The 8,913-nt window shown below is 67.8% G+C and carries 10 protein-coding genes, 2 pseudogenes and 1 riboswitch; of the genes and pseudogenes, 8 read left to right on the top strand and 4 right to left on the bottom strand.

Annotated features, from left to right (window positions below):
- Nucleotides 1-79: 79 nt before the first annotated feature.
- Nucleotides 80-589, top strand: coding sequence for a GNAT family N-acetyltransferase (locus tag ABT025_RS38835; RefSeq protein WP_351003471.1), 510 nt, complete (start codon nucleotides 80-82; stop codon nucleotides 587-589).
- Between the two features lie 178 nt (nucleotides 590-767).
- Here the strand turns inward: ABT025_RS38835 and ABT025_RS38830 are convergent, their stop codons facing one another.
- Both ABT025_RS38830 and ABT025_RS38825 read right to left on the bottom strand, forming a co-directional pair.
- Nucleotides 768-1,541 carry a CbtA family protein gene (locus ABT025_RS38830; RefSeq protein ID WP_351003470.1) on the bottom strand — a complete coding sequence of 258 codons (774 nt, stop codon included), beginning with the start codon at nucleotides 1,539-1,541 and terminating at the stop codon, nucleotides 768-770.
- 29 nt (nucleotides 1,542-1,570) lie between these two features.
- A complete protein-coding gene (locus tag ABT025_RS38825; protein WP_351003469.1) occupies nucleotides 1,571-1,786 on the bottom strand; it encodes a CbtB domain-containing protein in 216 nt (71 codons plus the stop codon).
- Nucleotides 1,787-1,831: 45 nt separating this feature from the next.
- Nucleotides 1,832-1,925: riboswitch (adenosylcobalamin (AdoCbl) riboswitch) on the bottom strand.
- A gap of 124 nt (nucleotides 1,926-2,049) precedes the next feature.
- On the opposite strand from ABT025_RS38825, the gene ABT025_RS38820 reads away from it, so the two are divergent.
- The 6 genes and pseudogenes from ABT025_RS38820 to ABT025_RS38795 form a co-directional block, all read left to right on the top strand.
- Nucleotides 2,050-2,634, top strand: a complete 585-nt coding sequence (locus tag ABT025_RS38820) for a histidine phosphatase family protein (protein ID WP_351003467.1) — start codon at nucleotides 2,050-2,052, stop codon at nucleotides 2,632-2,634.
- A gap of 333 nt (nucleotides 2,635-2,967) precedes the next feature.
- Nucleotides 2,968-3,288, top strand: coding sequence for a hypothetical protein (locus ABT025_RS38815; RefSeq protein WP_351003465.1), 321 nt, complete (start codon nucleotides 2,968-2,970; stop codon nucleotides 3,286-3,288).
- A gap of 418 nt (nucleotides 3,289-3,706) precedes the next feature.
- A pseudogene (locus tag ABT025_RS38810) lies at nucleotides 3,707-4,018 on the top strand (transposase); the annotation flags it as partial.
- Between the two features lie 331 nt (nucleotides 4,019-4,349).
- The gene (locus ABT025_RS38805; protein ID WP_351003464.1) at nucleotides 4,350-4,907 is read left to right on the top strand and encodes an EF-hand domain-containing protein; all 558 of its coding nucleotides are present in this window, start codon (nucleotides 4,350-4,352) and stop codon (nucleotides 4,905-4,907) included.
- A 141-nt stretch (nucleotides 4,908-5,048) separates the two neighbouring features.
- Complete coding sequence (locus tag ABT025_RS38800) at nucleotides 5,049-5,759, top strand: iron-containing redox enzyme family protein (RefSeq protein ID WP_351003462.1); 711 nt, start codon at nucleotides 5,049-5,051, stop codon at nucleotides 5,757-5,759.
- Nucleotides 5,760-5,912: 153 nt separating this feature from the next.
- Nucleotides 5,913-6,363: pseudogene (locus ABT025_RS38795) on the top strand (IS5 family transposase); the annotation flags it as partial.
- Here the strand turns inward: ABT025_RS38795 and ABT025_RS38790 are convergent.
- Together ABT025_RS38790 and ABT025_RS38785 are read right to left on the bottom strand one after the other, a co-directional pair.
- Entirely contained in the window at nucleotides 6,360-6,782 is a 423-nt protein-coding gene (locus ABT025_RS38790; protein WP_351003472.1) for a hypothetical protein, read from the bottom strand. The pseudogene ABT025_RS38795 and the gene ABT025_RS38790 sit on opposite strands and share 4 nt — an antisense overlap.
- 142 nt (nucleotides 6,783-6,924) lie before the next feature.
- Nucleotides 6,925-8,367: a dihydrolipoyl dehydrogenase family protein gene (locus ABT025_RS38785; protein WP_351003461.1), complete on the bottom strand. Its 1,443-nt coding sequence runs from the start codon at nucleotides 8,365-8,367 to the stop codon at nucleotides 6,925-6,927.
- Between the two features lie 115 nt (nucleotides 8,368-8,482).
- Here ABT025_RS38785 and trxA point away from each other — a divergent pair, with 115 nt between their 5' ends.
- The gene (gene trxA / locus ABT025_RS38780) at nucleotides 8,483-8,854 is read left to right on the top strand and encodes a thioredoxin (RefSeq protein WP_351003460.1); all 372 of its coding nucleotides are present in this window, start codon (nucleotides 8,483-8,485) and stop codon (nucleotides 8,852-8,854) included.
- Nucleotides 8,855-8,913: the final 59 nt, after the last annotated feature.

Below are 8,913 nucleotides of genomic sequence, written 5' to 3'. Positions count from 1 at the left end.
GTCCTGGCGGGCCGGGGGGCGGGGCCCCCCGCGTCCGGGGGGGCCGCCCCCGGCCGTACTGCGTGATACCCCACAGGGCATGACCGACCTCGTCACACCACGCCTGCTCCTCCGTCCGATGACCGTTGCCGATGCGGAGAAGGTGGCGGCGGGCCGGCCGGCGGACGGTGTGCACTGGGCTCCCGGCTACCCCTGGCCCGGGGAGATGGCGGCGGCCACACGCTTCCTCGAGACCTGTGCGGCCACCGGCGACCCCGGTCCGTTCGTGAATTACGGGATAGAGCGTCGCGAAGACGGGCTGGTGATCGGCGGAGTCGGCTTTCACGGGGCGCCCGACGAGAAGAGGCACGTCACCATCGGGTACGGACTCGTGGAATCGGCGCGCGGCATGGGGTTCGCCTCCGAAGCCCTTCGCGCGCTGCTGCGGTTCTCCCGCGAGCGGGGCATCGCGTGCGTTCACGGCGACACCGACCTCGACAACATCGCCTCCCAGCGCGTGATGGCCGCAGTGGGCATGCGTCTCGTGAAGGAGGACGCACTGCTGAAGCACTACCGGATCGACTGGGACGGGCCCGCCGGGTTGAAGTGAAGCGGCTTCCGTACGCCGCAGAGCCCGCCGGATCTCCCCGGCGGGCTCTGTTGTGCGTGGCCTCGGCACGCCGCACGAGTCCGGCCGCACGCGTCAGGCCGCGCGTCGGCATGACACCGTGTCGGCGCGTCGGCGCGTCGGCGCGTCAGCGTTTTCGGGCCAGTGGTTGCTCCTGGACTCAGCCTGCGACGGTTGCCGGCCGGTTCGCCGTACCGTCCGTGGCCTTGGCCGCCCCGGGCTTCGGCACCAGCAGTCGGTCCGTGAGGTATCCGAAGACCAGCCCGAAGGTGGTCCAGAGCGTGACCTGCACCGCGAGCGTGGCAAGCCTGAACTCCCAGAGCAGAGCTGCCGGGAAGTCCGCTCCGACCTCGTTGAACGAAGGCAGGAAGGCGTAGGCCAGCCCGATCGCCAGCACGTAGCCGGCGGCCGCTGCAATGGTGGCGTTCCAGTTGCCCAGGCGCGGAGCCAGCCGCTTGCCGAGGATGACGGCGGCCACGGCCAGCAGGACGCTGAGAGCGACCATCAGGAAGAACAACGCGGTGCGTTGGCCGATGGTGTCCGGGTTGCCGACCGCCGGCGGATTCGCCGGGTACTTCAGGAACGGCACGACGTACACGGTCAGCAGGGCCGCTCCCGCGATCAGCGCCGCCGTCGCCCTGGGGCCGAAGCGGCCCAGCCGGCCGAGGGCGTAACAGAAGACGAGTGCGGCGATTCCGCCGACGGCGACGCCGAAGACGAGTACACCGGTGGCGAGGCCGGCGGTGGACTGCACGGTGCGGCTGACGAGTTCCTCACCACCGCCGTGGTCGTGGCTGTGCGTCTCTTCGAGGGCGATGGCCGCGTCCACACGGGACTCACCGAGGAAGTAGGCGACCAGAAGTGCGAGCGCACCCGCGACGAGGCCGGCCAGCATGCCGCGGACCAGCAGGGCTCGGACAGATATGGAGTTCATGAGGGGTTCCCCTGGGTCAACCGGTTGGATCAGTGGCAGGGGAAACCGAGGAGGTGGCGCCCGTCGTGGACCCACTCGTGCACGCCTTCGCCCGAGATGAGCGCGGTGGCACCCTGCTCGGCGCCGACGAAGTACAGCAGGATCAGCATGAGGATGCCGAAAAAGGCCGCCCAAGGGGCGATGGCCTTCAGCGGGATGGGGGTGATGGCGGGTATGACGGCGGCGGGGGCAGCAGTCTGTGCCATGGCAGAACCTCCTGGGGGAACACGCGTCCCGATCGTGGTGCCTGAGACGAAGGTGCTGGGTCTGACTTCCCGCACAGATACGGGTTCACAGTGGCGCGACCGTGCCGGATTCTCACCGGACTTCCGTCACACCTTCGTCATGCTGCCGCGACCATACCGCCTGCGAGCGGGCACCGCCATGGTGCCCGTGGGCAGGCCCGCGGGCCTTGGATGCCATGGTGTGCTTGGCCAAGTGGCCACAGTTCAGGGAGTTGAGAGCGGGTATGACGGTACGGGTGATGTTGATCTCACCGGCGATGAACGCCGCGCTGCGAGAGGCCCGGTTCGCGGGTGACGCGTCGCTCGACGACTCGGGGCTCCGGCAGACCCGGGCCGCGGCGGACACGTTGCCTGCGGCGGACCGCGCTCTGCACGGACCGTCCCTGCGCTGCACCCTGACGGCCGACGCACTGAGGATCGATTCCACCGCCGAACATGCGCTCCGGGACTGGGAGTTGGGACGCTGGAAAGGTGCCCGACTGGACCAGGTGAGCGCGAGCGAGCCGGACGGAGTGGCGGCCTGGCTCGCGGACCCCGCCACCTCACCGCACGGCGGCGAGTCGCTGCTGGAGCTGTGCGCACGGGCGGGGGCGTGGCTCGACTCGCTGGACGACAGCGGCCCGGGACGGGTGCTGGTGGTGGTCGAGCCAGCCGTGGTCAGGGCCGCGGTCGTCCATGCGCTGGACCTGCCGCCGCAGGCGTTCTGGCGGATCGACGTCGCCCCGCTGATGCTCACGGAGCTCAGCGGCAGGTCGGGGCGGTGGAACCTGCGCTGCGGCCGGCCGCTGACGCCGGGGCAGGGCAGTTGACACCTTGCGCGCCTGGCCCGGCCAATCGACACCTTGCGCGCCGGGGCCGGGGCGGCTGCAGCGCAGCCCCATCGGCCCGGTCGCAGGACCCTGGCCCCTGACTTTCACGAGCGGGCTGTGCGGGTCTTCGTCGGACGGGCGGAGAGCGCCTCTCATCTGCGACGACGGGCGCTGCCAGGGGTTTCGCCCGCAGCGGGGAGAGATGCACTCTCCAGGTGAACGGCTGCATCGAGTCGCACCCACCTGTCCGGGCCTGCCGGCGATGAGGCGGGGTTTCGTGGGCGCCGGCAAAATGGATGGTCACGGGTGTGGTCCGTGCAGGACCCTGAGCACATGCCTCGACGTCTGATGTTCGTCCAGTTGAAGACCGGTCACAACACCGACCGAGGGCCCTCGTGGATCGGTTGGGTGGACTTCTCGAAGACCTGGAGCACTGCGTACTTTCACGGCAGGACACTGCGCCGGGCACCGGGGATGTTCGATGCGAACTTCTACGACGTGCAGACCGATGAGGAGTTCTGGATCTCCGGGCCGAAGCGGGACCGTACCGACACCCGTTACGGCCCCTCCGAGCCCGAAATCGAGCCGGAAGCCGTCGAGACCTATCACGCCTTCCTGGGTGGCGCACCCCTGCCGGGCCGGGAGAACGGCTGACCCCGCAGCTCGCCAGGAGGCTTGTCCGATTCTTGGCCAGTCACATGGAGAACGCGTCCGACCTGCACCAATGGGACTTTCCGGAAGGCTGACACCTACAAGGTCCCGCAGAAGCCGGAACGGTCCGCCGACCATGCCGACGGGCCGTCACGAAGGATCGAGGCCAAGGGCTGTCCCGTCACTCCTGGTGGATCAGCGCGCGGCGTCGGATGCGGTGCGTCGCAAGGCGGAGGGACGCCCGAATCCTGGATGTACTCGGGCGTCCCGACCTGGAGGGGTCCCCCGTTGTGGAGGAGGTCCCCCGTACCGTTGAGGCTACGGGCGAGACGTGCTGTAGCTGTCGCCGTGCGCCCGCCAGGAATTATGGGACGGCCCTCAGGCCTCGCCTCTTATGGCGTGATCATTCGTTGAGCTGTGCATCACAGATCCGGTTGAGCGGTTGGTGACGGATGAGTTGTGGGTGTTGTCCCGACGGGTGGTGCGGCCTACGGAGGTGAAGCGTCCGCAGGACGGAGGCCGCCGTCGGGCCGGCGACCGTGAGGTTCTGGCGGCGGTCATCTTCGTGGCCACCTCGGGCTGTACGTGGAGGCAGCTCCCACCAGTGATCAGTCCGGCCTGGCAGACGGTTTACCGGCGGTTCACCAGATGGAGCGCGGACCAGGTCCGGGCCCGTCTCCACCGTGTGGTCCTGGACGAACTCGAGGTGCGGGCGGGGTGCGGGGGGAGCCGGCCTGGTCGCCCTTGAGGTGTTCGGGGACACCTCTTTCCTCGGTGACCGCCAGACTGTTTCCTCGGTGACCGCCGGACTGAAATCTTCCGCACGGCGATGCGGAACCTGCTTGAGGGAATCCACCGCCGGATCGCGGTCGCGCCGGCGCCACGCCCTTGGACCGGGCTGAAACCGCCAGGTCGAAATACTCACTCGAATGAGCGGTGAAGCTTTGGTACGGGCACCCGGGAAGGGAAACGATGCCACCCTGTGCTTACGAGTCATTGCTCGTGGACCGGGTCGCGGCGGGTACTCAATTCACCCACCGAACAATATAATTCGAGGTCTTCGTATGCCGGAAAAATCCATTATCCACAGCAAGGCCCAGCATTACTACAACGTGTTCCATAACGAGCGCGACGGGTGGGTCAGCGAAACTGACGTGTACGCCTGGGTGGGCCGCACGACGCGGGAATTCAAGCTCACGCCAGGAACCGCCCCCGCCAACGCACTGCAGAGATCCCTTCTGGAGTACTGGAAGAGATTGTTTGCCCCTATGGACACAGACGGGGACGGCGTCGTATCACGCGACGAATTCCTGGCCGGGTTTGCCAGCCTGGGGGACAAGCCAGATGATTACGCCCGGATTGTCACGCCGTCCGCAAAGGTCTTCGTGGCCACCGCCGACGTCGATGGAGACGGCGAACTCGACAAGTCCGAGTTCAAGCGCCTGTTTCAGTCCTCTTTCGCGCTGAGCGACGAAGACATCGACGTGTCGTTCGCCGACATCGACACCGACAGCTCCGGCTCCATCTCAACCGACGAGCTGAGAGCATCCATTCGCGTGTTCCACAGCAGTTCCGATCCGAACGACCGAGGTCACCGCCTCCTGGGAGCCCTGCGTTCCTGAGCCGGCAGAACCGGACAGTGTCCTCTCGTCCGGAGCCCCTCGCCGTCGGGTGCTGATTCCACTCGGCACCGGCGATCAGTGGGGCTCCGCCGGTCCCGCATCGAGCCGCGCTCAGGGAACAACACGCCAGGAGAAGCGCCCGTGACCACCCATCTGCAGACAACCAAGGCCCCGCTGGTGACAGCGCACGCCAAGCACATCGTCACCGAGACCGGTGTCCTGAACAATCCATACTTCCGAACGCTGGTGGACGGAAGCATGTCGCTGGAGCACTTCCGCACAAGCCAGGAGCAACTAGGTTTCGCCGTCACCTACTTCGCCCGCCCGATGGCTGCGCTGGTGTCCCGGATCGAGCACCCCGCGGATCGCATCGGCATCCTGGGCAATGTCGTGGAAGAACACGGCGGATTCCGCCCTCAGGAATTCCATCACGAGACTTTCCGCGGATTTCTGGCCAGCATCGGCAGCGACACCGTACGGCTGAACGGCCTAAAGATGATGCCGGCCGTCCACGCGTACAACAGCGTTCTCAGTGCGGTGTGTACGTGGGAGGACCCGCAGGTAGGAATTGGCTGCATGGGCGCGATCGAGTACGCATTCGCCTCGGTATCGGCCATCACGGGCAACGCGGCTGTGAACCGCGGTTGGGTCGCTCAAGCCGACCTGATGCACTACGGCCTCCACTCCGAAGTCGACGAACAACACGCAGAGGACTTCTTCCTGCTGCTGGAACCTCACTACAGAAACCCAGCCGCACGACGCCGAATCGACCAGGGCCTCGGCCTGGGCGCGTACGCGCTGAACCGCCTCTACAGCGATCTGTCCGAACTGGGTCATTCACAGCAAAACTGATCACCGCTGAGCGAGCGGGAAGACTGCGAGCGCAGTGAATTCGTCAACGTCGGCGAGCAGCCGCCAGGCCGTCGGTATCGAGGCGACGGGGCCGAACACCCCTGCTTGGTACCGCAGTACACAATGTCCTACGGCGAGGGTTGGTGTTCGAAGGACCGTGGCCGTCCCGGCTCGAAGCACCACCTGATCGTCGACCGCCACGGAACCCCGCTCGCCGTCACACTCACCGGTGGAAACCGGCATGACGTCACCCGGCTCCTGCCGCTGCTGGACGCCGCCCCGTCGATCCGAGGTCTGCGGGGGCACCCCCGCCACAAGCCCCGGCTCCTGTATGCCGACCGAGGCCACGACTTCGACAAGTACCGCCGCCCGCTCTGGAAACGCAGCATCAAACCCGTGATCGCCCGACGCGGCATCGCCCCACGGCTCCGGACTGGGCAAGGTTCCCTGGGTGGTCGAGTGCACCTTCGCCTGGCTCCACCAGTTCAAACAGCTCCGCACCCGCTACGAACGACGCGCAGATCTTCACCAAGGCTTGCTCGAACCGGCCTGCAGCCTGATCTGCATTCGACGTCTGTCCCGCGGCACCAGAGCGACCGGTTAGGAGTCCGAGCGCAGCCCCAGGGCGCTGTGCTGAATCAGCCCGGCCTGAGCATCGGAACCCGACTCCCGACGCACCAACTCGACCAACTTCGAACGGAGATCTGTCGCCGGCTCGCCAAGCACGATGGCGCTGATCACCAACTCAAGCATGACGCAGTCGTAGGCATCGTCCGTTCCTCGATAGCGGTCGGCGTCACGTTCGACTACGGCACTGCCGATCCGCCATCCACCACCGCCACCGCCACCAACAGGCGCGAAGGTCGCCGCGAAGGTTCCATTGCCAGTCCAGCTTCGGTGCAGGAAGACGACGTCGCCCTCCGTGAAGACGTCCCACTTCTCGTCCATGTCCCGCGACGCGTAGCCGAGCTGGATCCGCTTCCAGTCTTCATCTGACCAGATCCGCTGAGGCAGCTCCGGCATCGACTGAGGAGCTGATATCGGCTGGATACGACCGGAGAACGTGGACCGGGACACGCGTTCGTCAGCAGGCATGGAGTGATCCTACGGACGAAAGCGAGCGTCCCCGCATCCCGTCCCCTCACGGGCCTTGTGCAACGACCTGTTAGTTTCCCCGGTAGGTCTCCAGCAGCCGGAGCCAGATCTCGCTGATCGTCGGGTACGCGGGGACCGCGTGCCAGAGACGGGCGATGGGGATCTCTCCCGCGACCGCGATCGTCGCCGAGTGCAGCAGCTCGCCGATGCCCGGACCCACGAAGGTGACGCCCAGGAGGATCTCCCGGTCCAGGTCGACGATCATGCGGGCGCGACCCCGGTAGCCGTCCGCGTACAGGCCGGAGCCGGCCACCGCGGCGAGGTCGTGGTCGACGGCCCGGACGCGGTGGCCGGCCCGCTCCGCCTCGGCGAGGGTGAGGCCGACCGAGGCGGCCTCCGGGTCGGTGAAGACGACCTGCGGGACGGCCGCGTGATCGGCGGTGGCCGCGTGCGCACCCCAGCGGTCCGTCTCCAGGAGCGGGTCGCCCTGGGCGCGGGCGGCGATCGCCGCGCCCGCGATGCGGGCCTGGTACTTGCCCTGGTGGGTCAGGAGCGCCCGGTGGTTCACGTCGCCGACGGCGTAGAGCCAGGGGATGCCCTCGACCCGGCAGCTGTCGTCGACGGTGAGCCAGTCCCCCGGCTTCAGGCCGACCGTCTCCAGGCCCAGGTCGTCGGTGCGCGGAGCGCGGCCCGTGGCGAAGAGGATCTCGTCGCCCTCGATCTGTTCGCCGTTGTCGAGTACGACGGTGACCGGTCCGTCCGGTGCGGAGCGCTGTACGGAGGTGACCGAGACGCCCGTACGGATGTCGGCTTCCGCGTCGGTCAGCGCGTCGGAGACGAGCTCACCGGCGAACGGCTCCATGCGGGGCAGCAGCCCCTTGCCGCGCACCAGCATGGTGATCTCGGCTCCCAGGGCGCCCCAGACGGTGGCCATCTCCACGCCGACCACTCCCCCGCCCACGACGATGAGACGGCGGGGTACCTCCTTGGCGCTCGTCGCCTCCCGGCTGGTCCAGGGGCGGGCCCCGTCGATGCCCGGCAGGTCGGGCACCACGGCGCGGCTGCCGGTGCACACGGCCACCGCGTGCCGGGCCGTGAGCCGGCGCTCCGTACCGTCGGGTGCCGTGACGGTGACCGCCTTGGGGCCCGTCAGCCGGCCTTGGCCCCGGTAGATGTCGGCTCCGATCCCCTCCAGCCAGGCTGCCTGGCCGTCGTCCTTCCAGTGCGAGGCGTACGTGTCGCGGTGCGCGAGCACGGCGGCGGTGTCGAGAGGGCCCTGTACGGCGCCTGCGAGGCCCGGGACGCGGCGGGCGTCGGCACGGGCGACGACGGGGCGCAGGAGGGCCTTGCTCGGCATGCAGGCCCAGTACGAGCACTCGCCGCCGATGAGCTCGGACTCCACGATCACGGTGCTCAGCCCGGCGGCCCGGGCACGGTCGGCCACGTTCTCACCCACCGGACCGGCACCGATGACCACGACGTCGTACGCGACAGGCTCCACAGCATGTGTCATGGGGCCATTCTTGTCATGGGTGTGCGCGGCGGCCACATGGGCAGGCGGAATAGCGCAAGCACGGTCACCGTTGTGCCGGACACGTCGATACGGTCACAGGAAGAGGTAGCAGAGCATGAGCACCGTAGAGCTCACCAAAGAAAACTTCGATCAGGTCGTCAGCGAGAACGAGTTCGTCCTGATCGACTTCTGGGCTTCCTGGTGCGGCCCGTGTCGGCAGTTCGCGCCGGTCTACGACTCGGCGTCCGACCGTCACGAGGACCTCGTCTTCGCCAAGGTCGACACGGAGGCCCAGCAGGAGCTGGCGGCGGCCTTCGAGATCCGGTCCATCCCGACGCTGATGATCGTCCGTGACAACGTGGCCGTCTTCTCGCAGCCGGGCGCGCTGCCCGAGGCGGCGCTGGAGGACGTGATCGGCCAGGCCAGGAAGCTGGACATGGACGAGGTCCGCAAGTCCATCGAGGACCAGAAGAAGGAAAAGAAGTAAGCGGGACCGGCACCGCGACAGTCAGGGCCCGGCCGTCACCGGCCGGGCCCTGACTGTCG

Origin of the sequence: Streptomyces sp. NPDC002809 (genome assembly GCF_040295435.1) — a bacterium.
Classification (GTDB): Bacteria; Actinomycetota; Actinomycetes; order Streptomycetales; family Streptomycetaceae; genus Streptomyces.
The sequence above is the reverse complement of the archived record's forward strand: the minus strand, read 5'-3'. Positions and strand labels throughout refer to the sequence as shown.

What these genes read in the sequence shown, in the direction of transcription:
- ABT025_RS38835 (WP_351003471.1), top strand. Translation starts at nt 80, where the DNA reads ATGACCGACCTCGTCACACCACGCCTGCTCCTCCGTCCGATGACCGTT.
- ABT025_RS38830 (WP_351003470.1), bottom strand. Translation starts at nt 1,541, where the DNA reads ATGAACTCCATATCTGTCCGAGCCCTGCTGGTCCGCGGCATGCTGGCC.
- ABT025_RS38825 (WP_351003469.1), bottom strand. Translation starts at nt 1,786, where the DNA reads ATGGCACAGACTGCTGCCCCCGCCGCCGTCATACCCGCCATCACCCCC.
- ABT025_RS38820 (WP_351003467.1), top strand. Translation starts at nt 2,050, where the DNA reads ATGACGGTACGGGTGATGTTGATCTCACCGGCGATGAACGCCGCGCTG.
- ABT025_RS38815 (WP_351003465.1), top strand. Translation starts at nt 2,968, where the DNA reads ATGCCTCGACGTCTGATGTTCGTCCAGTTGAAGACCGGTCACAACACC.
- ABT025_RS38805 (WP_351003464.1), top strand. Translation starts at nt 4,350, where the DNA reads ATGCCGGAAAAATCCATTATCCACAGCAAGGCCCAGCATTACTACAAC.
- ABT025_RS38790 (WP_351003472.1), bottom strand. Translation starts at nt 6,782, where the DNA reads ATGCCGGAGCTGCCTCAGCGGATCTGGTCAGATGAAGACTGGAAGCGG.
- ABT025_RS38785 (WP_351003461.1), bottom strand. Translation starts at nt 8,367, where the DNA reads ATGACACATGCTGTGGAGCCTGTCGCGTACGACGTCGTGGTCATCGGT.
- trxA (WP_351003460.1), top strand. Translation starts at nt 8,483, where the DNA reads ATGAGCACCGTAGAGCTCACCAAAGAAAACTTCGATCAGGTCGTCAGC.